Source organism: Bifidobacterium sp. LH_558 (assembly GCF_056356295.1).
On record NZ_JBKETZ010000001.1, the window covers coordinates 500343 to 526219 of the forward strand.

The window sequence follows — 25877 nt, forward strand, 5'->3', positions numbered from 1 at the left end:
ATGAACGATATGCTGATTTCCGCGCGTCATCTCACCGCGCATGTCGCGTCGACGGGCAAACACACGCTGCGCATTGTGAACGACGTGTCGCTCGACATCCAACGAGGCGAATCCTATGCAATCGTAGGCAAATCCGGTTCAGGCAAGACCTCGCTGATTTCGATTCTCGGCCTGCTGAACGCGCGCTATTCCGGCGAGCTCATGTTCGACGGCAAGAATATGCGCTCCATGTCGGACCGTGAACGCGCCGTGGTCCGCTCCACGCGCATCGGATTCGTATTTCAGAACTATTCTCTGATTCCCCAGATCAATGTGTGGCAGAACGTCGCACTTCCCATGCAGTACGCGCGCAAAGGATCATCCTCGCGCCGCAGACACCGCGCCTTGGATTGCTTGCGACAGGTGGGATTGGACGCTCGCGCCGCGGATCGGCCCCGCACGCTGTCGGGAGGCGAACAGCAGCGTGTGGCCATCGCGCGGGCGATGGTATGCGCTCCCGACCTGCTGATCTGCGACGAACCGACCGGAGCGCTGGACAAGGATACGGGGGACGCCGTGATGGAGCTGCTGATGCGGCTGGTACGGACGGAAGGGCGCACGTTGGTCATGGTGACCCACGACACCGATATCGCCAAGCTTTGCCAGCATCAGCTGCGCATGGACAGGGGGATGATCACACCATGTTGATCATGATGCTGCGGGACCTGCGTCTGGCCCCTATCCGCACGGCGCTGACCGCCTTCAGCATGCTCATCGGTGTGATCGCGGTCGTCGGCGCGTCGCTGGTGGGCACCATAGGCAGCACCTTCCTTGAAGCGACGAACGCTCAGATAGCGGGACGACCGGCCTCCTACCTGGTGTCGGTCGAAGCTCCGAAAGGACTGGATGCCGACCAGATGCAGGCATTCGCCGCGGCATTGGCCGATGCGGATGGCGTGGCGATGGCACCGGTGGTCACATTGTCGGAAGGTCTGACCATCGTCCCCTCAGACAGCGGAGGAACCATCATTCCCAGCACCGTGTCCGAAACCGTGCTCACCACGTCGAGGTACCGCGACGTCTACCTGCTTCCTCTTGTCTCAGGGCAATGGTTCTCGGCGGAATCCGACGCCGCAGGACTGCAGATCGTCGTCAACGAGGCCGGGCAGAACCGGTATGGCGGAGTCGGCAGCATGCTCTCCCTCACCTCGCAGGGCACGCAGACCGTGACCTCCGCCACGGTGGTCGGAGTCATCAACGACGCCGACGACTCGCCCCGCGTCTATATCAACGCCACCTCGTTCGCCATGTTCGAACCCCAATTATGGGAGCCGCAATCCGTCGACGTGTATGCGCATCCGCAATCCTTAGAAGGCACGGCCAACGACATCTCATCGCTGGTGTCAGACATCGCGTATGACTCGTTCTCGGGATCCGCGACCGGAGTGCAGCGCATCGACAACAGCGATTCGTATACCGAAGTGTTGAGTTACCTGCAAACCGCGTTCGCGGCGTGCGCCGCGCTGTTGTTGGCCATGGCGGCGCTGGGACTGCTGAACATCGGCTTGTCCGATATCAAGCAACGCAGCCACGAACTGCTGATCCGCCGGGCTTTGGGAGCGTCCAGAACGCATGTGATGCTGCTGGTTTCCGGTTCAAGCGTCATTCTGTCCCTTATCGTCGCGGCGGTGGCGATCTCGTTGTCCGTGGCGTTCGTTGCGTTCATTCCTTCGATATTGCCGGCGGACAGTCCCATACCGCATCCCTCATATCCGTATGACGCCGCAGGCTATGCCCTTGCCGGCGCCGTAGTCACCGCGCTGCTTGGCAGCGCCGTTCCCGCGGTCAAGGCCGCACGGCTCGAACCCGCGATGGCGTTGCGCTAGCAAGTCACCATCTGTCGCAATAACCAATCCAACCTAAGGAGAATATGATGCGCATATCACACACGCACGGTATCGCGGCCACAGCAATCGCTCTCTGCATGGCCCTTGGCCTCGCCGGATGCACGATCGGCGGGCAGACGAACAGCAGCGCCTCGACAGCGGACCAGCAGACCACCGAGGACGGCTCGGCAGATGGCTCGACATCGAAGTTCCTCGATGCGGACGGCATACAGAAGGAATACGCTTCGACGCTGGAAAGCCTCGAATTCCCCGACGGATACACTCCGCCGGCCACAATGGACACTTCCGGCGCGACCCAATTCGAACAGGGTTCCGGAGAATCCTCGGCCTCGTTCATATGGATGTGCGCGTGGGAGAAGGATTGGCTGAACAGCTACGCCACCAACGAGCAGGAGGCGAGCTCTGCTTTGCAGCAGTTGAACAAGGCCAAAGACATGCCGTTCATGCAGTCGGACCGGGTCGACGAGCCGACCCGCGACATGCTGCAGAGCAGGCTTGATAAAGCGGCCATGGCGGACCCCTCCGGCATGCAGCAGGATGTGGATCTGAACTGCTCCGCGCAGTAGCGGTTCCGTCTTTCCTGTCGTCCTGCGGAGATGCTTCGACTACGCTGCGCTCCGCTCAGCATGACGAATAACCAGTACCGCCGTCATCCTGAGCGCAGCAGGCGACCTTTTCCCTGTCATCCTGAGCGGAGGCCGTTAGGCCGGAGTCGAAGGATCTCTTGCCTTTGCCGGTATGAGATTCTTCGACTCCGCTACGCTCCACTCAGAATGACGGAAAACAGGTACGCTCCGCTCAGAATGACGAGCGCAGGAATTTCTACAGTTGACTGGCGGCGGCGGTGTCGATCAGCCAGAGCAGTTCGTCGGCGGCGTCGGCGTAGGAACTGGGCGCGTCCGGATTGCGCGGCGCGGCGAACGCTTTGGCCACGGCTTCGGCCTTGCGGGTTTCGGAGGTGAACACCCAAGTGCGGTGCGCCTTGGCGATCATCGGCACGGTGAGCGTGACGCGCAGCGGCGGCGGCTTGGGCGAATCGCGCACGCCGGCGACCAGCGTGTGCGGATCGTCGATCAGCACCTCCTGCTTGCCGGGGAACAGCGAGGCGAAATGCGCATCCGGCCCGACGCCGAACATGAGGATGTCCAGTTGCGGATTCTCCCCCAATTCCTCAACCAGTTCTCGCTGGTAGGCGGCCGCGGCCTGGGCCAGCACGGCGTCGGTCCGCTCCTCGTCGGCGGCGGCGATTTCATCCGCCGAACGCACGTCCGCCGGCATCTCATGGATATTTGATTCAGGCAGGCGACCCGATTCCACCAGCGCGTCGAACAGCGCCTCTCGCGCCTGCTTGGCGTTGCGGTCGTCGCTGTCGGCGGCCACGAAACGCTCGTCGCCCCACCAGATATGCACGCGGGACCAGTCGACGGCCGCGGCGAGCGGGCTCTCCCCCATCACTTTGAGCACGTAGATGCCGTCCGTGCCGCCGGTCACGCCGAGGTCGACGCGCGTGCGGCCCGGTTCGGCCAGCAGGTCGGTGATGGTGAGCAGCGTGCGCGCGGCCACGGCCTGCGCCAGCGTTTCCGGATCCGGATAGACGATGGTCTGTCGAACGCTCATATCTGTTTCCTTTCGGCGGTTGTACCGTTGGTTCGCAATGGCACGGAGCACACAGCCGCGCCTCTTACCCGTAAACACGATGTTGCCGACGCACATGCCCGATGCACGTCGGCATGGCCGTTTATCGCTGCGGGTGGATGAGGTCCCAGCCGCGGGTGAGCACTTCGGCGTAGACCTCGTCGGGGTCGAGACGGCGCAGCTCCTCGCTCAGGCATTCCTCCAAGGTGCGGGCCGGCACGGAGATGGTCTGCGGCGCCTGACCGGGGGTGCTGATCGTGGCCACGCCCTCCTCGACGGAGGGGCGTTCCAAGCTGAGCACGCCGTCCGCGCGGGTCAGATACACGCCGGTGACCGCGTCTGAGCCGGGCACATCCTCGATGGTGACGGACACGCCGAGCTTCAGCCGCAGCCATGCGGCAAGCATGGTCATCGAAATGAAGTCCTTCGGCCCGCTCACCTTCGCGGAGATGATCGGCAGATGCGGCGGCTGGTCCAGCATGGTGGCGATCATCGCGCGCCATACGGTCAGCCGGGTCCACGACATGTCGATGTTCTGGCTCGACCAGTTGCGGCGCAGATCCTCGATGGTGCGGGCCGGATTGCTGGAACGTTTGGCGTCGGTGATGCGGCGGCGGGCCATCGCGCCGAGCAGGTCGGCTTTCGGATTGGCCGGCGCCTCGGTCGGCCACCAGGCGACCACGGGCGCGTCGGGAACCAGCAGCGGAATCACCAATGTGTCCGGATGGTGGATGAGTCCGCCGCGCGGGCGCAGCACGATGATCTCGCCGGCACCGGCATCCGCGCCGAAACGAATCTCCGCGTCCAGATTCGACCGCCCGGATTCGCTGGCCGCGTCGGCAGCCATACCGCCCTGCGTGTCGACGAAAACTTGGGCTTTGCCCGTCTGCGCGCCCTGTGCGGCCTGTGAGGTCTGCCCGTCGGCGCTGGTCGTGGATTCGGATTTCGCCGCCGCGCGGGCTTTGCCGGCATGCGGCACCACGGCGATCACACGGCAGGGATGTTCGCGGCTGGCGTTGTTCGCGAGCTCAAGCGCGTGCTCCAGTTCGCCCTCGTTGGTGGCGATAAGCAGGGTGAGCACGCGACCCAAGGCGGCTTCGCCGCGCTCCTCGTGCAGTTCGTCGATTTTCGCAGCGATCTCGCGGGTTCGTGTGTTGTTGAGTTCGATGATCATGGCATCCTCCACTGGCGTCCGTCGCGGGCGAGCATCTCATCGGCTTCAGCCGGTCCCCACGTTCCGGAACGGTAGGGCTGCGGCTGGCCGAGCGTGGACCAGAACTCCTCGATCGGGTCGAGGATCTCCCAAGACAGTTCCACCTCGCGGGTGGTCGGGAACAGCGGCGGATCGCCGAGCAGCACGTCGAGAATCAGCCTCTCGTAGGCTTCGGGCGAGCTTTCGGTGAAGGAACGGCCGTAGCTGAAGTCCATCGACACGTCGCGCACCTCCATCGAGGTGCCGCCGGGAACCTTCGCGCCGAAGCGGATGGTCACGCCCTCGTCGGGCTGCACGCGGATCACGATCGCGTTCTTGCCCAGCTCGCGTGTGGCGGTCGATTCGAACGGCAGATGCGGGGCGCGTTTGAACACCACCGCGATTTCGGTCACGCGCTTGCCCAAGCGTTTGCCGCAGCGCAGGTAGAACGGCACGCCGGCCCAGCGTCGGGTGTCGACGTCGAGACGGATCGCCGCATAGGTTTCGGTGGTGGAGTTCGGGTCGATGCCCTTCTCGTCGAGATAGCCCACCACCTCATGCGAGCCCTGCCAGCCGGCGGCGTATTGGCCGCGGGCCGTGTGGGCGGCGAGGTCCTTGGGCAGTTTGACGGCGGACAGCACCTTGGTTTTCTCCGCGGTCAGGTCGGAGGCCGCGAAACTCACCGGCTCCTCCATGGCGGTGAGCGCAAGCAGCTGCAGCAGATGGTTCTGGATCACGTCGCGGGCCGCGCCGATGCCGTCGTAATAGCCCGCGCGACCGGCCACGCCGATGTCCTCGGCCATGGTGATCTGCACATGGTCCACATAGTTGGCGTTCCAGATCGGCTCGTACATCGCGTTGGCGAAGCGCAGAGCCAGCAGGTTCTGCACGGTCTCCTTGCCCAGATAGTGGTCGATGCGGAACACGCTGGAGGGGTCGAACACCTCGGAGACGACGCGGTCAAGCTCGCGCGCGCTGTCGAGGTCATGGCCGAAAGGCTTCTCGATGATCACGCGACGCCACGCGTCGTCTTCGGACTTCGCCAGACCGCAATCAGCCAGCTGGCGGGAGACGATGGGGAAGGCGCGCGGCGGCACCGACATGTAGAAGGCGTGGTTGCCGCGCGTGCCGCGTTCGCGGTCGAGCTGGGAGACCGTGTCGGACAGGCGTGCGAACGCCTCCGGATCGTCGAAGGTGCCCTGCACGAAGCGGATGCCCGCGGCCAGTTGCTTCCATGTGCTTTCGCGGAACGGCGTGCGGCAGTGCGTTTCGACGTTCTCACGCACGAACGCGCGGAACTCATCTTCGCTCCAGTCGCGTCGGGCGAAGCCGGTCAGGCCGAAACTCGGCGGCAGAAGGCCTCGGTTGGCCAGGTCGTAGATGGCTGGCAGCAGCTTCTTGCGTGACAGATCGCCGGTCACGCCGAAGATCACGATGCCGCAGGGGCCCGCGATGCGCGGCAAACGCAGATCGCGCGGATCGCGCAACGGGTTGGACCACTCTTCGGCCATCGTTGCCGTATTGCTAGTGGGTTGAGTCATGGTCCTAGTCTAGCCGCCGCGTTCATCCCACAGCCTATTCGTTTCACGATGTTGCCACCCATTTCGTTCAATTCAACCTTGCGGGTCATCGCAAGCCTCACCACCAAACAAAACGCGCATCCCGCAATATCGGATTTATTGCACTCGCATCTTCTGCCGCAATGTAGCCGGCGCTTGGTAACCTATTCTCCGTTAGTTCACCGTATTTCCACTCCTATTTGGCGCATCAGGAAGGCGAATCATGGAGAAGTTGGAGAAGCTCTACGAGGGCAAGGCCAAGAAACTGTACGCGACGGACGACCCGGATGTTCTGTGGGTCGACTACATGAACCAGGCCACCGCCGGCAACGGCGAGAAGAAGGCCCAGATCGAGGGCAAGGGCAGCCTGAACAACCACATCACCTCCGTGATCTTCGACCTGCTCAAGGCCCGCGGCGTGGACTCCCACTTTGTCAAGAAGCTCTCCGACACCGAGCAGCTGGTGAGGAAGATGGACATGTTCCCGCTTGAGATCATCATGCGCAACACGGCCGCCGGCTCCTTCGCCAAGCGTTACGGCGTGGAGGAGGGCACCCCGCTTAAGAAGCCGATCCTCGAGTTCTGCGTGAAGTCCGACGCGCTGGGCGACCCGTTCATCACCGAAGACGGCGTGGTGGCGCTGGGACTGGCCTCCGAGGAGGAGATGGCCGAGATCTCCAAGCAGGCGCGCGCCGTGAACGCCGCCCTGCTCGACATCTTCTCGAAGATCGACGTCAAGCTCGTGGACTTCAAGATCGAGGAGGGCAAGACCTCCGACGGCGCGATTCTGCTCGCCGACGAGATCACCCCCGACACCTGCCGCCTGTGGGACACCAAGGATAAGTCCGGCAAGATCGAGCATCTCGACAAGGATCTGTTCCGCCGCGACCTGGGCAACATCATCCCCGCCTATGAGGAGATCTACGGCCGACTCAAGTCCCTGGCCGAATCCGAAGGCATCGCAGTCAACGACTAATCCGTACCCAGCCCGCACCCGAAGATCGGATGCGGGCTTTTCCTCCCTTACCGGGAATCCGAACCAGCACCACTTATTGGCAAGTACAGGAGTATCAGTGGTTTATCGCGTATATGTGGAGAAGAAGCCGGGCTTTGACGTCGAAGCGCAGCAGCTTGGCACCGAATTGAAGACGATTCTCGGCATCGAGGCGCTTGAGGGCGTGCGCATCGTCAACCGTTACGACGTGGAGGGCATCTCCGCCGAACTGTTCGAGCAGACCGTGCCGGTCGTGTTCAGCGAGCCGCCGGTGGACAACGCCTCGACCGACATGCCAGACTTCGGAGGCGACAAGGTGTTCGCCACGGAGTTCCTGCCTGGCCAGTTCGACCAGCGCGCCGACTCCGCCTCCGAATGCATCCAGCTTATCTCGCAGGGCGAGCGCCCCACCGTGCGTTCCGCCAAAGTGTATGCGCTGGCCGGCATGAACCTGACCGACGAGGACGTGGCCGCCATCAAGCGCTATGTGATCAACCCGGTCGAAGCGCGCGAAGCCGGACTGGAGGCCAAGGAGACGCTGCGCACCGCCGTGCCCACGCCCGCCAAGGTGGAGATCATCGCGGGCTTCCGCGAAATGGACGAGGCCGCCGCTGCCGAGTTCATCGCCTCGCGCGGCCTGGCCATGGATCTGGCCGACCTCAAGTTCTGCCAGCGCTACTTCACCGAGCAGCAGCGCGACCCCACAATCACCGAAATCAAGGTGATCGACACCTACTGGTCCGACCACTGCCGCCACACCACCTTCGGCACCGAACTGACCGACATCGAAATCGACGAGCCCGCCGTCAAGGCCGCGTTCGAGAAGTATCTGGCCATGCGCCACGAGCTGGGCCGCGACGGCAAGCCCGTGTGCCTGATGGATATGGGCACCATCGGCGCCAAGTGGCTGAAGAAGCACGGCATTCTGACCAATCTCGACGAATCCGAGGAGATCAACGCCTGCACCGTCAAGGTGAGGGTGGACGTCAACGGCGAGGATGAGGACTGGCTGTTCCTCTTCAAGAACGAAACCCACAACCATCCCACCGAAATCGAACCCTTCGGCGGCGCGGCCACCTGCATCGGCGGCTGCATCCGTGATCCCCTGTCGGGCCGCTCCTACGTGTATCAGGCGATGCGCGTGACCGGTGCCGGCGACCCGACCGTGCCGGTGAGCGAAACCCTCAAGGGCAAGCTCCCCCAGCGCAAGCTCGTCACCACCGCAGCCGCGGGCTACAGCTCCTACGGCAACCAGATCGGTCTGGCGACCGGCCAGGTCGACGAGATCTACCATCCGGGCTATGTGGCCAAGCGTATGGAGGTGGGCGCGGTTGTGGCCGCCACCCCGGCCGACCATGTGCGCCGCGAAACCCCGGCGCCCGGCGACAAGCTCATCCTGCTGGGCGGACGTACCGGCCGCGACGGCATCGGCGGCGCCACCGGCTCGTCCAAGGCGCATAACGTGGAGTCGCTGGAACTCGACGGCGCGGAGGTGCAGAAGGGCAACGCGCCCGTGGAGCGCAAGCTGCAGCGTCTGTTCCGCCGCGGCGACGCCTGCCGTCTGATCAAGCGCTGCAACGACTTCGGCGCGGGCGGCGTGTCCGTGGCGTGCGGCGAGATCGCCGACGGCCTGACCGTCGATCTGAACACCGTGCCCAAGAAGTACGAGGGCCTGGACGGCACCGAGCTGGCGATCTCCGAATCGCAGGAGCGCATGGCCGTGGATGTGGCCGCCGAGGATGTGGACGAGTTCCTCGCCTACGCCCGCGAGGAGAATCTCGAGGCCGTAGTGGTGGGCACCGTCACCGAGGACCCGCGCATGGTGATGACGTGGGACGGCGACGAGATCGTGAACCTCACCCGCGAGTTCCTCGCCTCCAACGGCGCGCCAAAGACGCAGGCCGCGCACGTCGAGGCGCAGGGCACGTATGAGACGCCGTGGACCGACGGCTCGCTGGCCGAGCGTATGAACGCCATGGTCACCGACATCAACGTGGCCTCCAACAAGGGCCTGTCCGAGCGTTTCGATTCCACCATCGGCGCGGGCACCGTGCTTATGCCCTTCGGCGGCAAGAAGCAGCTCACCCCGAATATGGCCATGGTGGCCAAGCTCCCGGTGTTCGGCGAGACCACCACCGCTTCGGCGATGGCGTGGGGCTTCAACCCGTACATCATGGCGAAGAACCAGTTCACCGGCGCGTATCTGTCGGTGGTCGAATCGCTCTCCAAGCTGGTCGCGGCCGGTTTCGAGCATGAGAAAGCGTACCTGAGCTTCCAGGAGTATTTCGAGAAGCTGCGCGACGAGCCGACCCGTTGGGGCAAGCCGATGGCCGCCGTGCTCGGCGCGCTGATGGCGCAGGTCGACCTTGGCGCGGGCGCGATCGGCGGCAAGGATTCCATGTCCGGCTCGTTCGAGGATCTCGACGTGCCGCCGACGCTGGTCTCCTTCGCCGTGGCCGTGGGCAATATGAAGCGCGCCACCTCCCCCGAGCTCAAGGGGGCCGGCCACCGCGTGGTGCGTATCGCGCCGCGTTACCAGGCCGATGGGCTCACTCCGGATAAGGATGGTCTGCTCGAGGCGTTCTCCGTGGTCGAGGAGCTCACCGATTTCGGCGACGCGCTGGCCGTGTCCACCTGCGGATACGGTGCCGCGGCCGAAGCGCTGTTCAAGATGACGCTCGGCAACCAGATCGGCGTCACGCTTGTTCCTGCCGTGACCGTGGATGATCTGTTCGCCCCGGCGTACGGCTCGTTCTTCGTGGAGCTGGCCGACGGCGCGAAGGTGCCGGCCGCCTCGAATCTCGTCGAGATCGGCGAGGTCGGCGTGACGACCAAGGCCTACGAGTTCGTGGCCGCCGGTGAGGCGCTGGACTTGGCCCAGGTGCAGGAGGCGTGGGAGTCCGGCATCGAATCCGTGTTCCCCTACCGTTCGCATGGCGAGGATAAGGACGCCGTGGTGGAGACCGTCTCGTTCGAGGTGGAGAAGAAGACCGTGTACACGGGTGCGGGCGTGGCCAAGCCGCGCGTGATCATCCCCGTGTTCCCCGGCAACAACTGCGAGTACGACACGGCGGCCGCGTTCGAACGCGCGGGTGCCGAGGCGAGCACGCTGGTGATCAACAACCTCTCCCCTGCCGATGTCGTCGAGTCCACGCATGCGCTGGCCGAGGCGATCCGCTCCAGCCAGATTGTGATGATTCCCGGCGGCTTCTCCGGCGGCGACGAGCCGGACGGTTCCGCGAAGTTCATCACCGCGTTCTTCCGCGCCCCCGAGGTGACCGAGGCCGTGCGTGACCTTCTGCAGAACCGCGACGGTCTGATGCTCGGCATCTGCAACGGCTTCCAGGCGCTGATCAAGCTGGGTCTCGTGCCGTATGGCGACATCGTGCCGATGACCGCCGAATGCCCGACGCTGACGTTCAACACCATCGGCCGCCACCAGTCCCGTCTGGTGCGCACCCGCGTGGCGTCGAACCTCTCGCCGTGGCTGGCGAAGACCTCCGTGGGCGATGTGCACACGGTGGCGATCTCCCACGGCGAAGGCCGTTTCGTGGCCTCCGACGATGTGCTGGCGAACCTGAAGGCCAACGGCCAAATCGCCACGCAGTACGTGGACGAGGCGGGCATGCCCGGCATGGATCTCGACGTGAACCCGAACGGCTCGCTGCTCGCCATCGAAGGCATCACCAGCCCCGACGGCCGCGTGTTTGGCAAGATGGGCCATTCGGAGCGTTCCGGCAACGGCCTGTACGTGAACGTGCCCGGCAACAAGTACCAGCCGCTGTTCGAAGCCGGCGTGGAATACTTCACCGCCTGACGCGTCGCGTCAACCGCCTATGTCACGTGTCCGGCATCACCTACGATGCCGGACATTTTCATATCACGTCGTTGTTCATTCGTCATGCCGAGTGCCACACCTGTCGGTATGTCAAGTGTCCTTCCTGTCGTACCGAGTGCCCCACCCGTCGTCATGCCGAGCGTAGTCGAGGCATCTCAAGTCCGAGATGTTTCGACTCCACTACGCTGTTTTCGAAATATAGATAGAAAACTTCGCGCACGGCCTTCATGATCGACGCATCGAAAGCCGTCAGGCTCCGTCGATAAGGGGTGTGGGGGCGTTGGCTTGGGCGACGGCTTCGGCGTTGCGGCGGTCGGCTTCGGCGATGACGTTCTCGTAGCCGGAAAGCGCGGCGAAGGGCATGAATTGGGCGGCGCGGTTCTGCCGCGGCATCTGCGGGCGACGCGGCGAGACGTGGTGCGGCAGGTCGATGATGTCGTCGTAGCGGTGGGTTTCCTTCAAGCTCATGCGGCATGACCTCCGATCTGGCGGTTGCGTTGTAGCCCGGTCGCACCGGGTTCGAGGTTCATACCTTTGATAATGGCGCTGCGCCCGAATTTATGTTTGATATCAACGATGGCGCGCTGCACCTCCGACTCGGCCTCAGTGGGCACCTTGCTCTCCACCGCACGCGCGTCGGCTGAATTCGCGACCGTATCATCACTCGCACCGAAGAGATCCGGCTGCTCGTAGGAGGCTGCCGCGGCGGCTTTCGCTTCGTCCCGAGCCGCCAGTCCGGCGGCGACCACGGTGATGCGCCGCACCAACAAGGAAGGGTCGACGATGCGGTCATACAGCGCCATCATCGCCTCGCGAATACGCGCGGACGAGGCGGTATGCCCGCCCAGATCACACGAACTGTTCGCCGGTTTGGGCACGCGTCGCCCGTAATAATCCACGGCGACGGGCCCACGGTATTCGCTGGCCGGCACTTTCGGTTTGACCGGCCCACATTCGGCTTTGGACGGGTCGAGACTGCTGATGTCGTACCCCACAGTCAACCCCAAATGCCGGGCCACCAGTCCCTTCTCCACCAAGTCCAGCGACATCGCGTCGGCCATCTCGCGCACGATCAGCCGCGCGGTGTCAAAATCCGCAGGCCCCTGCAGCACTTGGCCCGAGCTGATGGAATGCCCTTCTGGCCGATACGACTTGATGTCGGTCATCGTGCACGGCTCCCAACCCCAAGCGTGGTCGATGAGCAACTCCGCATTCACACCGAACAGCCGATATAGCAGGTCCTCATTGTGATAGTCGGAGGCGCGGCCGAGCGAGCATCGTGCGATATCGCCCATGGTGTCGAGTCCGTGCGCGGCAAGCTTTTTCGCGTATCCCCGGCCAACCCGCCAGAAATCGGTGATCGGACGGTGCTCCCACAGCAGCCGCCGATACGACATCTCGTCAAGCTCGGCCACGCGCACGCCCTGCTCGTCGGCCGGCACATGCTTGGCCACGATATCCATTGCGACCTTGGCCAAATACAGATTCGTGCCGATGCCCGCGGTGGCGGTGATGCCGGTGGTTTCGGCGATATCGCGCACGATTGTGGTAGCCAGCTCATGCGGGGTCATCTTCAGAGCGCGCAGATACGGCGTCGCATCGATGAACACCTCGTCGATGGAGTACACGTGGATATGCTCGGGCGCCGCGTATTTCAGATACACGCCGTAGATACGCGCGCTATGGTCGAGATAATGCGACATACGCGGCTTGGCGGCGATGAAATCCACCGCGAGTTCGGGATGCGAGGCCAATTCGTCGGCATCGGTGGATGAACCCACGAAGCGACGCCCCGGCGCGCGCAACCGGCGCTCCGCGTTGATTTCGTTGATTCTCTGTTCGACTTCGAACAGCCGCGCACGCCCCGGCAGTCCATACATCTTCAGTGACGGAGAGACTGCCAAACAAATGGTTTTCGACGTGCGTTCGCGATCGGCCACCACCAGATGCGTGGTCAGCGGGTCACGCCCAAGCTCCTGACATTCCACCGAGGCATAGAAAGACTTAAGGTCGATGGCGAGATAGGCATGCGCACGCCCGGCGAACGCTCCACCGGCGAACGCGCCACCGGCGAACGCGCCCTCACCGAATGCTCCGCCGCCCGCAGTACCGCCGCCGACAGTGCCACCGCCATCGCCCACGCCGCGCATCATCCACCTCCTTTCAGCCCCGCTCCTCCGTATTCGGTGCCCAACACCATACCACAGCAGTCGAACATTTGTTCGACACCCGTGTCCTAAGTGAACCGCCCGACGAAAGCATGCGGCCGCACACCCGCCCATCGGCCCACACGCCCCGTGTTGTTAGCCCCGATTGGTAAGGTGATGGGGTATCGAACAGGCGGTACTTCTTACAACTTTCACCACACGGAAGGAAGTCGCTGGGCATGTCTGCTGAGCTCGAAGATATCCACGAGGAATGCGGTATTTTCGGCGTCTGGGGGCACCCGGACGCGTCCCGTCTCACCTATTTCGGTCTGCACGCGCTGCAGCACCGCGGCCAGGAGGGCGCGGGCATCGTCTCCAACGACAACGGCACGCTGATCGGCCACCGCGGACTGGGCCTCCTGACCCAAGTGTTCGCCGACGAACGCCAAATCCAACGCCTCAAGGGCGACAAGGCCATCGGCCATGTGCGCTACGCCACCTCCGGTTCCGGCACCACCGACAACATCCAGCCGTTCATCTTCCGCTTCCACGATGGCGATGTGGCCCTATGCCACAACGGCAACCTCACCAACTGCCCGTCGCTGCGCCGCAAACTGGAGGATGAGGGCGCGATCTTCCACTCGAATTCCGACACCGAAGTGCTGATGCATCTCATCCGCCGCTCCGACAAGCCGACCTTCATGGACAAGCTCAAGGAGGCACTCAACACCGTGCACGGCGGTTTCGCCTACCTGCTGATGACGCCCGACGCGATGATCGGCGCGCTCGACCCGAACGGATTCCGCCCGTTGAGCCTGGGCAAGATGAAGAACGGCGCCTATGTGCTCGCCTCCGAAACCTGCGCGCTCGACGTGGTGGGCGCGGAACTCGTGCGCGACATCCGCCCCGGCGAAATCGTGGTGGTCAACGAGCACGGCTACAAAATCGTGCAGTACACGAACGAGACGCAGCTGGCGATCTGCTCGATGGAGTTCATCTACTTCGCCCGCCCCGACTCGAATATCTACGGCGTCAACGTGCATTCCGCCCGCAAGCGCATGGGCGCGCGCCTCGCCGCCGAATCGCCCGTCGAAGCCGATATGGTGATCGGCGTGCCGAACTCCTCGCTGTCCGCCGCCTCCGGTTACGCCGAAGCCTCCGGACTGCCCAATGAGATGGGCCTGATCAAGAACCAGTACGTGGCCCGCACCTTCATCCAGCCCACGCAGGAGCTGCGCGAGCAGGGCGTGCGCATGAAGCTTTCCGCCGTGCGCGGCGTGGTCAAGGGCAAGCGCGTGATCGTCATCGACGATTCCATCGTGCGCGGCACCACCTCGCGCCGCATCGTGCAGCTGCTCAAAGAGGCGGGCGCGGCCGAAGTGCATATGCGCATCAGCTCCCCGCCGCTCAAATACCCCTGCTTCTACGGCATCGACATCTCCACCACCAAGGAGCTCATCGCCAGCAAGCAAAGCGTGGATGAAATTCGCGATTTCATCGGCGCCGACTCGCTCGCCTTCCTCTCGCTCGACGGGCTGGTCGAATCGATCGGCCTGAATGCGGCCGCGCCCTACGGCGGCCTGTGCGTCGCCTACTTCAACGGCGACTACCCCACCGCGCTGGATGACTATGAGCAGGACTTCCTCGCCTCGATCACCCCGGAGGACCGCGTGCGCCTGCCCCGTTTCGCGCTCGACGCCAGCGAGTACGAAGGCAACGAATACTCCTGCCAGAAGGGCCTGAAGCCCGGCGAATGGCAGCCGAAGCTGTGAACCACACCATTCCAACCCATACGAATACCCACCAAGAAAGGTCCACTCATGCCCAAAGCATATGAGAACGCTGGAGTCAGCGTCGAAGCCGGCTACGAAGTCGTCAAACGCATCAAGTCGCACGTGGCCCGCACCGACCGCCCGGGTGTGGTGGGCGGCATCGGCGGCTTCGGCGGCCTGTTCGACCTCGCCTCGCTCGGATACAAGGAGCCGGTGCTGATCTCCGGCACCGACGGCGTGGGCACCAAGCTGATGGTGGCCAAGATGGCCGGCAAGCACGACACCATCGGCATCGACTGCGTGGCCATGTGTGTCAACGACATCGCCGCGCAGGGTGCCGAACCGCTGTTCTTCCTCGATTACATCGCCTGCGGCAAGAACGATCCGGCGCTGCTGGAGCAGGTGGTGGCCGGTGTGGCCGACGGTTGCGTTCAGGCCGGTTCCGGTCTGATCGGCGGCGAGACCGCCGAAATGCCGGGCATGTACGACGAGGACGAATACGACTTGGCCGGCTTCGCGGTCGGTGTGGCCGAGAAGTCCGCCATTGTGGACGGATCGACCATCGCCCAGGGCGACGTGCTGATCGGCCTGCCCTCCTCCGGCGTGCATTCCAACGGATTCTCCCTGGTGCGCAAAGCCCTGTTCGAGCAGGCCGGCTACACCGTGGACACCGAGCTGGAGGCGCTCGACGGCGCCAAGCTCGGCGATGTGCTGCTCACCCCCACCACGATCTACGTCAAGGCGCTGAAACCCCTGTTCGCCGCGGGTGTGGTCAAGGGCGTCGCGCATATCACCGGCGGCGGGTTCATCGAGAACATCCCGCGCATGCTCCCCGACGGCCTCGCCGCGCGCATCGAGCTCGGCTCGTGGCCGGTGCTGCCGATTTTCGACGTGCTGGAGCAGGCCGGCGAAATCGACCATATGGAGATGTTCAACATCTTCAACATGGGTCTGGGCATGGTGCTGGCCGTGGACGCGGCCCGCGCCGACGAGACGCTCGCCCTGCTCGAGGCCAACGGCGAGGCGGCCTACAAGGTCGGCGAAGTCGTGGCCAAAGCCGACGACGACGTGGAACTCGTCTGACATCTCCGGAAAGGAAACATCGTTATGAAGGTTCTGGTCATTGGTTCCGGCGCGCGCGAGCACGCCATCGCTCATGCGCTGTTGCGCGGCGGCTCCGTCGACGAGGTGACCGTTGCCCCCGGCAATCCGGGTATGGAGCTCGACGGCATCAACACCACCTCACTGAGCGCCTCCAACCATGCGGCGCTGATCGACTTCGTGCAGAAGAACGATTATGACTGGGTGTTCGTCGGCCCCGAAGTGCCGCTGATCGAAGGCATCGTCGACGCCTTCGCCGCCGTCGGCATCAAGGCGTTCGGCCCGAGCAAGGCCGCCGCCCAGATTGAGGGATCGAAGGACTTCGCCAAGAAGCTTATGGCCCGCCATGATATTCCGACCGCCCGCTACCAGACCTTCGACGAGCTGGAGCCCGCCAAGCGTTATGTGGCCGAGCAGGGCGCGCCGATCGTGATCAAGGCCGACGGTCTGGCCGCCGGCAAGGGCGTGACCGTGGCCATGGATATCGACACCGCGAACGCCGCGTTGGAGGATATCTTCGTGGACCACCGCTTCGGCGCGGCCGGCGCCAAAGTCGTGATCGAGGAGTTCCTGGAGGGTCAGGAGTTCTCGCTGATGAGCTTTGTGAACGGCACCGACTTCTGGCCCATGCCGATCTCGCAGGACCACAAGCGCGCCTACGACAACGACGAAGGCCCGAACACGGGCGGCATGGGCGCGTACAGCCCGGTGCCGCAGATTGGGCAGGATGTGGTCGATGCCGCGATCGAGACCATCGTGCGCCCCACCGTCCAGGCCATGGCCGACGAGGGCACGCCGTTCACCGGCATCCTCTACGCAGGCCTGATCGCCACCGCCGACGGCCCGAAGGTGATTGAATTCAACGCGCGCTTCGGCGACCCCGAAACCGAGGTTGTGCTGCCGAAGCTCACCTCCGATCTGGGCGAGGGCATCTGGACGCTGCTGAATGGCGGAACTCCCGAGTTCACTTGGGATGACCAGCGTGCGACGCTGGGTGTGGTGCTCGCCGCCGAAGGATACCCGGTGCAGGTGGTCAAGGGCGCCGCCATCCCCGAAATCACCGTGGACGAGGATTCCCACGTGTATTACGCGGGTGTGGCCAACAGCCCGAACGGCTTGGTCGCGTCCTCCGGTCGCGTGCTGCTGGTGGAGGCGACCGCCGATGATATCAAGGCCGCGCAGGACAAGGTCTACGCGATCATCGACCCGCTGGTCACCGACGGCATGTTCTACCGCCACGACATCGGCGCCAAAGCATTGAACGCCTAACCTCTCCCCCGCCGATCAGGCAATAGCGAAATCCCCTGCGAAGAATCTTCGCAGGGGATTTTCATATCGGATTGTTCCTTCGTCATGATGCGAAGGACCGGCCCTTTGACGCTAGCGCGCCGGCCTGTGGCCCGCGCGCTAGCTGAGTTTGGCGATGATGCGGATCAGCGTCTGACGCAGCGCGGTGAACGGCGGATAGACCAGCCGCAGCGTGTCGGGGAATTGCGGCTTATCGACCACGGTTTTGACATGGCTGAACACCTTGAATCCCTCTTTGCCGTGGTAGGCGCCCATACCGGAGCCGCCCACGCCGCCGAAGGGCAGACGGCTGGAGATGAGGTGGCCGAGCGGAATCGCATATCCCAACGCGCCGGAGCTGGTGTCGCGTTCGAAACGCCGACGCGTCTCGGTGTCGCGCGAGAACACGTAGGCCGCCAGCGGACGGCTGCGTTCGTTGATGAAGTCGATGGCGGCGTCGGCGTCGCGCACCACGAGAATCGGCAGAATCGGACCAAAAATCTCCTCACGCATCACCGGCGCGTCGGGCGAGGTGCCGAGCAGCACTGTGGGCGCGATATAACGGTCGGCACGGTCGGTCTGGCCTCCGCAGACCAGCCGCCCTCCGTCCGCCAGCAGCGCGGACAGACGGTCGAAATGACGTTCGTTGATGACGCGCGCGAAATCGGCGGATTGGCGCGGATCATCACCATAGAACTCCGTAATGGCGAGGGCGATGCGGTCGGCGAGCATCTGGGCGACGCCCGGCGTGGCGAGCACATAGTCCGGGGCCACGCAGGTCTGCCCGGCGTTGGTGAACTTACCCCAGGCGATGCGGCGCGCGGCGGTGTTGAGGTTCACCGTATGGTCCACGAAGCATGGTGACTTGCCGCCCAGCTCCAGCGTGACCGGCGTCAGATGCTTCGCGGCGGCTTCCATGACGATCTTACCGACGCGGCCGCCACCGGTGTAGAAGATATGGTCGAAGGGCATGTCCAGCAATGCGGTCGTCTCGTCCGGACCGCCCTCGACCACGGCGAAGGCGTCGGGGTCGAGGTAGCGGTCGATCAGATCGGCCAGCAGATGGGAGATGGTGGGAGAGAGTTCCGAGGGCTTGAGGCACACGGCGTTGCCCGCCGCAATCGCGTCGACCATCGGCTCCAAGCTCAGCAGCAGCGGGTAGTTCCATGGGGAGATGACCAGCACCACGCCTTTCGGCTCGGTGAGCGTCCAGCCGAAGGCCGGTTGCAGCAGCCAATGCATGGGCTTGGGATGGCGGGCGGACCACAGGCCTATGCGGCGGCGCACGAATCGCGCCTCGTCCATCACCAGATCGATCTCCATCAGCAGCGTTTCGGATGCCGGCTTGCCGAGGTCGGCGCGCACCGCCTCGATAATCGCCTGCTTGTTCTCGGCGAGCATGCGACGTATCGCGTCGAGCTGGGAGCGCCGCCACGACAACGGTTTGGTGCGTCCGGAGCGGAACGTGCGCTGGAGGCGGGAGAAGGTGTCGTGGGTCATAATGGCTCCTTTGCTGGCTGCCGGCGTTTGGAATTCAGCGACGTCCGGTGAAGTGGTCCATGCCTTCGTTGAGTCCGAAGATGCCGTAGATCGGGTCGGCGATTTTCGGCGGCAGCGCGGCCACCACGCCGGCCACGGCGGCGAACGGCGGCATGATGAGCCGCTCGCGCCCCTTGGCCACGGCCTCGACGATGCGGTCGGCCACCGCCTGCTCCTTGAGGATCGGCAGCAGCAGCGGGAATTTGGTGGATACGCCGTCGAACATGCCGGTATCGATGTAGTACGGGCAGACGGTCAACGTTTTGATATGCGAGCCGGCCTTTTTCAGTTCGCTGCGCAGCGAGTTGGTGAAGCCGACCGCAGCGAATTTGCTGGCGGCGTAGTCGGTCTGCTTCGCCACGGCGACGATGCCGGCGGCGGAGGCCACGGTGACGACCGCGGCGCGGCGATGCCGTTTGAGTTCGGGCAGGAAGGCCTTGGTGGTCCAGAACAGGCTCAGCGTGTTGACCTCGAAGGTGCGGCGGATCTGCGCTTCGGAAAGCTCCTCGAAGGGCGCGCCGGACACGATGCCAGCGTTGTTGATCAGCACGTTCACCTTGCCGAGCGTGTCGATGGTCGCGGCGGCGGCGCGGCGCACGGCCGCCGAATCGGTGACGTCCACGGCGAACGCCGCGGCACGCGGCCACGCTCCGGTTTTCGGGCCAAGTGCCGCCGCTTGTTCCTCCGCCAGGCGCACGGTTTCCTCGGCCGCGGCGGCCTTGATGTCCCACACCGCCACCCGGCCGCCTTCCTGAACGATTTTCAGCGCCATCAGACGGCCGATGCCGGAACCGGCACCGGTGACCACCACGCTTGCGCCCTCATAATACTGATGTATGGACATGGAACGCTCCTTTCGCCGTGCGTTTCACCGTGCGTTCCAGTCTAACGCCGCGACACGAGAATATTGACGGGTGTGTTCACTCCGTCAATCACACTAGGCACGACATTGCAGGCGTCACCGGCCTCACAATGGGGCTTGGCATCGCAATGCGCCCTGGCATCACGAATGGGGGCCCGCGAACCATTCCGTCCACGGACCCCCATCGATATCCACGCGCCGCTTGTCACGCGGGCCATACGCCGCGCGTGCCGCGTTATCTGGGCAGCGTTATGAAGTCGGTGTCTTCCAGATAGCCGGCACCGGCGGTGATGTCGTATTGGATCAGCCGGTAATCCTCCAACAGCTGCTGCGTCTCCTCGTCAAAGTCGCTTTCCGCCATCGGATTGCCGTCGGCGTCCAGATAGATGTTCTGGCCTTCGGGGATGCGGTCCCAGCCTTGGATGCTGTTGACCACCGGCGGCTCCATCGCGGAGATCTTCTCGTGCATCAGCGTCAGGAACGCCAGATAGGGCGAGACCTTCGCGTCCATATGCTCGGCGGCCTGCGCCACGAAATAGTTCGGAGACGAGTACTCATCGTTGTCGATGTCGTTGCCCTGCGTGCCGGAGGCCTTGTTCGACCAGATGAAGTAGTCGGTCAGATGCAGGGCGAGCGAATTGTTCTCGTCCTCACTGGCCGTGGAGTAGATGCCCGGCAGGTGGTCGCCGTAGAACACGACCGTCACCGGCTTGTCGAGCTCATCCAACTGGTCGAGGAACTCCTGCGTGGCCTCGTCGGTGAGCGACGCGCCCTTCTGATACGTCTCGATGGACTCCTTCTCGTCCTCCTCCAACGGCTGGGAGGGGTCGGTGGATTCCGCCGTGAAGTCATTGTCCGCATACCAATTGTGGTAGGGCATGTGGTTCTGCATGGTGATGATCTGGATGAACTGGTCGCCGTCGTTCTCGGCGATTTTCTCCAGCGCGCTTTTGTAGGTCGCCTCGTCGGAGACGTACGGCGAATCGTCGATCGTGTCCTGATACTTGATCTGGTCGTCGCCGGTCAGCGTGTAGAAGTGCGAGAAGCCGAACTTCTCGTAATTCGTGGCACGCGAGTACATGGACGACTCGTATGGGTGGAATCCCAGCGAGTTGGCGGGCGCGCCCCACATCTGGTTGATGGTCGGCGTCCAATGCTGGGTCGGCACGAGCTGCTGGTAGGGACTGGTCAGCGACGAGTCGAAATTCGCCATCGACAGGCCGGTCAGCCCCATGTATTCGAGGTTCGCGGTGCCGCCGCCGTAGCCGGAGGAGAGCATCAGGCCGGAGGTGGTGTTCGCCTTGACCTCGCGGATATTCGGCATCGAGTCCTTGTTCACCTTCAGCCCGGGCACGCGCTCGGGGTCGGAGAAGGATTCGGAGAGGATGTAGACCACGGTGCTGTCGGTCATGTTCGAGGAACGGGTCTCGTTGATCTCTTCGGCGGCCTGCGTGTAGCGCGCGAGAAGCTCCTGCATGGTCTCCTCGGAGTATTCCTCCGGCTCCTCCATCACTTTGGGATTGAGCTGGCGCACGAAGGCGACCAGCGGGCCGTTGCGCTGCGCATCGTAGACGGAATCCCACATCGAGGGCTTATCCCCCATCACCGAGGAGAAATTCTTGGCCCACGAACCGACCGTGCTCACCTGCATGGCATACAAAGCGAAGAACAGGCCCGGCATCAGAATAAGCAGCAGACGCGCGACGGCGTTGAGCGAGCGGCTTTTCGCATCCGACCCGCGGAACAGGCGGCCATGGCGGCCGTCGAGGCGGTTGAGCGTGACGAACAGCGCCACGAAAGCGGCGAACACACCGATCGCGATCAGCACGGTCACATGCGCGCCGGCGGGCATGAAGCTCATGAGATTGCCGGTGTTGGATCCAAGGAAACTCAGGTCGGAGGGAAGAATCGCCTCATAGCGGATGGAGATTTTGAAATACTCGATCACCGCGACGATGATCGCCAACGCGAGGAACACCGGAGTGGCGATCCAGAAGCGGTTGAACAGCATCAGCAGGATGAGGTAGATGATGCCCGCCAGAATGAGGTTGAGCACGGCCACGAAGTTGAGGTCGGTCCACATCTTGGCCACGAAGCCCCAACCGGTGACGTTCATGTTGTTCGACAGTTGAACTCGCGCCGAGGTCTGGCTCACGCCCACCTCCAGGATGCCCACGGCGATGGCATCGAACACGAGGAACAGCACGGCGTACAGCCAACCCGGGAAGGGTTTGCGTGCGGTTTCGCCGCGATCGCTGCCTCGCTTGGCATGGGATCGGCCGAATCCCGCGAATCCCCTCGACTTGCGCGGGCCGGACCCCTTGCTGGAGGTTCCGACCCGGGCGATGGTCAGTTCCTCGATATCGTCCGGCTGCTGCGTCTGTTCGGAGATGTTCTCGTTGTTCATGGCCTGCACTTCACGGCTCGCGTTTCGTTGGTTGGTTCGTTCGTTCTGTTCAGACATACAAATCTTCATTGTCCTTGCCAAGGTTGACAAGCGCAATGCCGATTCGCGTATCGTCACGCTTCTCTGACGATTGCCAGCCTAACCGCACGCCACGCTCGACATCTCCCCGACTTTCCCTGAACGTTCCCTGACTTTCCCTTATCGCCGGCTCAGGCGCAACATCGCCAGCGTCGCGGCGCACAGCCCCGCCATCAGTGCGATGGCGGCCGGCCACCACACAGAGGCGCCGCCGCGGGCCAAAACGCGGTCCTCGTCTTGATCCGCGCCATCCTGCCCGCTGTTTTCGGCGTCCTGTCCGCCGTTCGCGTCATCCCGCCCGCCGTTCTCGTCGTCGGTGGAAGCGCCGTCACCGTCGTCCGGGGTTTCAGGTTCCGGTGCCGGATCGGGGTCAGGAGTCGGCTCAGGTTCGGGATCGGGAGTCGGGTCCGGGTCGGGATCCGGATCAGGAGTCGGTTCAGGATCAGGATCAGGCGTTGGTTCGGGATCGGGAGTCGGTTCGGGATCGGGAGTCGGTTCCGGATCAGGATCAGGTGTTGGTTCCGGATCGGGATCCGCCCCGGCCTCCACCGTGACGTTCAGCTGAACCGCAGTGGTATTGCCGTCACTGTCGGTCACCGAGTAGGTGACGGCATGCTCGCCGACCTCGGCGATATCGTTCGGCACATTCGTCGTCACCTGCCCGGCGACGTCGCCATCCTCCACATCGGTGGCTGAGGCCAGATATTCGATGGGATCGAATGTGTCGCCTTCGCGGACGGTCACTTCGGCGGCCTTCAGCTGGATCATCGGCTTGGAACCATGCAGCACCATATCCATGAACTGCGCGTACTCCCCCTGCTCGCTTTCCGGCAGCAAGGCGTACCACGAGGCTACGCTGGCGCGGCGGCCGAGGTCGTACCGGAGGTTGGCCAGTCGGGACTCGTCCCAGTCGGCGCGTGCTTCGTTCAGCCGCTGCTTCGCCATGTCACCAATCATCGCGTCGCGCTCGGCGGAGTCCATGCCGGCGCGAACGAGCCCGGCCGCCGTCACCTCATAGGTCTCCTCCATGGCCGTCATACGGTTGGCGGCCTGCTCAGCGCCGTTCTCGTCGGTGAATTGGGTGCGGTCGTTGCGGTTCCACAGATGCCAGCGCACAACGATTCTGTCGCCGATGACGAGCGGCACGCTCGGATTGTTGTCGCCGCCGCCGATGTCGGAGAAATGCGCCGTTCCGCCAGACAGCACCCATTGCGCGGTTTTGCCCGACGTGGTGGTTTTGGTTGTTCCCGCGCCGTCGATGACGGTGATGGCCGCGCAGTCCTCCGCGCCCGTATAGCCGCCGCATCCGGTGTCACTCTGCCCCAACGTGACCTTCAGTATATGGTCGTTGGAATCCAGCGTCGCTTGGAAGGCGAGCGTGCCATACCACTGGCCGAGCAGACGGAATCCACCTCCGGTCAGCAGGCCGTCGGATTGGTAGTGCGCGGTCGCCTGCGCGGTCGATTCCGGAAGAACCGTGATATCGGAGAGGATCGGCTGCGAATATCCGTCGACCAGCGGCACCTGCAGCCGGTAGGAGCCGGTCGGCAGCGTTCCGATCGCCTTGCCGTCTGCGATCGGCAGCACGGCGACGGTTTCCCCGTTGTTGACGACATGGATGTTACGCCCATCCAGATCGACGCCGGAGACGGAAACCTCCACGGTGCCGGTGAGATTCGCCCCCACCTCGCTCAGACTTTGGGTGAGCAGACTGGTTTTGACGACTTGGAACCGGTAGCCCGTGCCCATCGAGGCCATCACCGCGGATTCCAGCTCCGGATTCGCGCTGACGCCGTTCTCGTCGACGCCGATCGCGTCCGCGAGAATCGTCATCCGATCAAGATCAGGGCGATCCTGCAACTGGCGGCGGGTGGCGGATGGGATTTCGACGCCCCACACATCGAGGAACGGTGCGAAATCCACGCCGTAATTGTCCGCGAGCGCCAGCAGCCACGCGGATTCGTTGGTGATCGATCCGCCGGCGTTCAGGTAGGCGCGGTACCAGTGGTTGACCACGCCGAGCGGTTCGCGGCCGTTGGCGTCTTTGGCGGACTGGTCGCGGTAGGCCGATTGGCCCATGGCGTCCAGCATGCTGATATAGGCGTTGAGCAGCGGATAATTCCATTCGAAGTTCGGCGAGTCCGGCTTCAGTCGGTAGTCGCGGTTCACCGCAAGCTCCCCGCTTTGTCTGTCCCACCAGTAGTCCCAGCCGACGGCTCTCACATCGAGGATGTCGGCATTGTGCTGAACATAGTAGGCCAGCACATTGTTGCTCGTCTCGCCGCCGTTGAAGCTGCCGCTGTTGCGTCCCAGCGTTCCTTGGTAGCCGTGCGCAATCTCGTGCAGCAGTCCCCATCCTCGGTCGAAAAGGGACCATACGTATTCCGCGTGCACGCCGACGTGGTCGCCGCTGTAGTATGCGCCGCCGGCTCCGTGGATGTTGGCGCGGAAGAATTCCTTACTGCGCACCTGCTGGTCGAGGGGGTCGGTGGCGCGCGCGTCCAGTCCGATGAGCTCGTCGTCGCGTTGGATGACGTCGTCGAAGTAGGTGAGCGCCTTGTCGAGCGTCGGGAACAGGCGGAACAGTTTGGCTTTATCGATGTCGTTGCGTATCAGTGTCATCGACCGGCCGCTTTCGACCAGCGCGTACGGGTCGCCGTCTTGCGTGTAGGTCTCGTCCCATTGGGAGAAAAATCCGCTTTGGTCGTCGCCCAGATAGTAGTAGGGGGTCAGGTGGGCGTCGTCGCCGTAGGTGAAGCGCACGGTGATGTCTTTATCGACCGAGCCTTCGTCACGCGAGTTCATGGGCGTGTATACGGTCAGCGGGGATGCGCCGGAGGCCGAGCCGGTCAGGGTGGCGCTCTGCCCCGGCTTCACGGTGGTGGTTGCGCCGTCGGTATGTGTGTCGTTCGTTGGCCAGGTGAATTTGACGTCGACACCGCCGGTGAGGACCTCCGCCTCGACGCTGCCGCCCGCGGGCACGCTCAGTCCCACGGCCTGACGGTCGTGGGCGTCCATACGCAGGATGCCTTGCAGCTGCGTATTCCAGGCGCTCGCGTTGTTGTAGACCTTGCGCACGATGGAACGACGTTCGGTCGAATCGGCGGGCAGCACGCGCACCGTGGTCGTCATGGTTGCGGTGTTGCCGTCCGAATCCGTCGCAACCGAGGTCAACGTGTACGTGTTGCCGGCCGCCGCCGCGTCCACCGCGCCGTTCGCGAGGGGAATCTCATCGCCTGTGGTTTCGACGGCGCCCGTCAGGTCGCCGTCCTCGATGTCTTTGGCGTACACGCGGTAGGCGGCCTCGTTCGGCGCGTACGGGTCGCCCACTTTCAATACCAGTTCTTTGGCGCCGTAGAGAACGGGCGCCTGCCGCTCATCCCACTGTTGCGTGTCTGCCGCGGCGGCCGCGGGAGTGTACGTGGAAGCCAGTATCGCCGCGGTTACGATTGCGGCAATGACTTTCGCGCGCATGCAGTCTCCTTGTATTCGTCATATGTGCGAAAAGCCTTAAGCGTAGCATCGCACCCAAGAAAACCGGCTTCACCCCGCGTCGCGGCGCACAGTCCCGCCATCAGTG

General features: G+C 63.8%; 17 protein-coding genes. 8 read left to right on the forward strand and 9 right to left on the reverse strand.

All coding sequences use genetic code 11. From position 1 onward, the window contains the following. From AC1AV0_RS02410 to AC1AV0_RS02420, 3 genes are read left to right on the forward strand one after another with little or no spacing between them, the layout of a single operon-like run. Window positions 1-687, forward strand: a complete 687-nt coding sequence (locus AC1AV0_RS02410; protein WP_476570805.1) for an ABC transporter ATP-binding protein — start codon at window positions 1-3, stop codon at window positions 685-687. Then, window positions 681-1865, forward strand: coding sequence for an ABC transporter permease (locus AC1AV0_RS02415; RefSeq protein WP_476570806.1), 1185 nt, complete (start codon window positions 681-683; stop codon window positions 1863-1865). Before AC1AV0_RS02410 ends, AC1AV0_RS02415 begins: the two co-directional genes overlap by 7 nt. A 44-nt stretch (window positions 1866-1909) precedes the next feature. Continuing rightward, on the forward strand, window positions 1910-2452 hold the full coding sequence (locus tag AC1AV0_RS02420; RefSeq protein ID WP_476570807.1) for a hypothetical protein: 543 nt from the start codon (window positions 1910-1912) through the stop codon (window positions 2450-2452). 256 nt (window positions 2453-2708) lie between these two features. Here the strand turns inward: AC1AV0_RS02420 and pgl are convergent, their stop codons facing one another. The 3 genes from pgl to zwf form a co-directional block, all read right to left on the reverse strand. Next, window positions 2709-3503 carry a 6-phosphogluconolactonase gene (gene pgl, locus AC1AV0_RS02425; RefSeq protein ID WP_476570808.1) on the reverse strand — a complete coding sequence of 265 codons (795 nt, stop codon included), beginning with the start codon at window positions 3501-3503 and terminating at the stop codon, window positions 2709-2711. 121 nt (window positions 3504-3624) lie between these two features. Continuing rightward, window positions 3625-4695 (reverse strand): glucose-6-phosphate dehydrogenase assembly protein OpcA, encoded by a 1071-nt coding sequence (locus AC1AV0_RS02430; RefSeq protein WP_476570809.1) that lies wholly within the window; start codon window positions 4693-4695, stop codon window positions 3625-3627. Further along, a complete protein-coding gene (gene zwf / locus AC1AV0_RS02435; RefSeq protein WP_476570810.1) occupies window positions 4692-6254 on the reverse strand; it encodes a glucose-6-phosphate dehydrogenase in 1563 nt (520 codons plus the stop codon). Before zwf ends, AC1AV0_RS02430 begins: the two co-directional genes overlap by 4 nt. 241 nt (window positions 6255-6495) lie before the next feature. Between zwf and purC the strand changes: the two genes are divergently transcribed. Then, window positions 6496-7248: a phosphoribosylaminoimidazolesuccinocarboxamide synthase gene (gene purC / locus AC1AV0_RS02440; protein WP_476570811.1), complete on the forward strand. Its 753-nt coding sequence runs from the start codon at window positions 6496-6498 to the stop codon at window positions 7246-7248. Between the two features lie 97 nt (window positions 7249-7345). Beyond that, complete coding sequence (locus tag AC1AV0_RS02445) at window positions 7346-11083, forward strand: phosphoribosylformylglycinamidine synthase (protein WP_476570812.1); 3738 nt, start codon at window positions 7346-7348, stop codon at window positions 11081-11083. 270 nt (window positions 11084-11353) lie between these two features. Here the strand turns inward: AC1AV0_RS02445 and AC1AV0_RS02450 are convergent, their stop codons facing one another. Together AC1AV0_RS02450 and AC1AV0_RS02455 are read right to left on the reverse strand one after the other, a co-directional pair. Continuing rightward, window positions 11354-11572: a hypothetical protein gene (locus AC1AV0_RS02450; RefSeq protein WP_476570813.1), complete on the reverse strand. Its 219-nt coding sequence runs from the start codon at window positions 11570-11572 to the stop codon at window positions 11354-11356. Further along, on the reverse strand, window positions 11569-13257 hold the full coding sequence (locus tag AC1AV0_RS02455; protein WP_476570814.1) for a Y-family DNA polymerase: 1689 nt from the start codon (window positions 13255-13257) through the stop codon (window positions 11569-11571). Before AC1AV0_RS02455 ends, AC1AV0_RS02450 begins: the two co-directional genes overlap by 4 nt. 233 nt (window positions 13258-13490) lie before the next feature. Between AC1AV0_RS02455 and purF the strand changes: the two genes are divergently transcribed. From purF to purD, 3 genes are read left to right on the forward strand one after another with little or no spacing between them, the layout of a single operon-like run. Further along, window positions 13491-15023 (forward strand): amidophosphoribosyltransferase, encoded by a 1533-nt coding sequence (gene purF, locus AC1AV0_RS02460; RefSeq protein ID WP_476570815.1) that lies wholly within the window; start codon window positions 13491-13493, stop codon window positions 15021-15023. A 48-nt stretch (window positions 15024-15071) separates the two neighbouring features. Beyond that, window positions 15072-16106: a phosphoribosylformylglycinamidine cyclo-ligase gene (purM, locus tag AC1AV0_RS02465; RefSeq protein ID WP_476570816.1), complete on the forward strand. Its 1035-nt coding sequence runs from the start codon at window positions 15072-15074 to the stop codon at window positions 16104-16106. Window positions 16107-16124: 18 nt separating this feature from the next. After that, window positions 16125-17393, forward strand: a complete 1269-nt coding sequence (gene purD / locus AC1AV0_RS02470; RefSeq protein ID WP_476570942.1) for a phosphoribosylamine--glycine ligase — start codon at window positions 16125-16127, stop codon at window positions 17391-17393. A gap of 138 nt (window positions 17394-17531) precedes the next feature. Here the strand turns inward: purD and AC1AV0_RS02475 are convergent, their stop codons facing one another. The 4 genes from AC1AV0_RS02475 to AC1AV0_RS02490 form a co-directional block, all read right to left on the reverse strand. Beyond that, entirely contained in the window at window positions 17532-18911 is a 1380-nt protein-coding gene (locus tag AC1AV0_RS02475) for an aldehyde dehydrogenase family protein (protein WP_476570817.1), read from the reverse strand. Window positions 18912-18945: 34 nt separating this feature from the next. Continuing rightward, entirely contained in the window at window positions 18946-19794 is an 849-nt protein-coding gene (locus AC1AV0_RS02480) for an SDR family NAD(P)-dependent oxidoreductase (protein WP_476570818.1), read from the reverse strand. 253 nt (window positions 19795-20047) lie between these two features. Continuing rightward, window positions 20048-22219 (reverse strand): LTA synthase family protein, encoded by a 2172-nt coding sequence (locus tag AC1AV0_RS02485; RefSeq protein ID WP_476570944.1) that lies wholly within the window; start codon window positions 22217-22219, stop codon window positions 20048-20050. Window positions 22220-22417: 198 nt separating this feature from the next. Next, a complete protein-coding gene (locus AC1AV0_RS02490; protein ID WP_476570819.1) occupies window positions 22418-25771 on the reverse strand; it encodes an immunoglobulin-like domain-containing protein in 3354 nt (1117 codons plus the stop codon). Window positions 25772-25877: the final 106 nt, after the last annotated feature.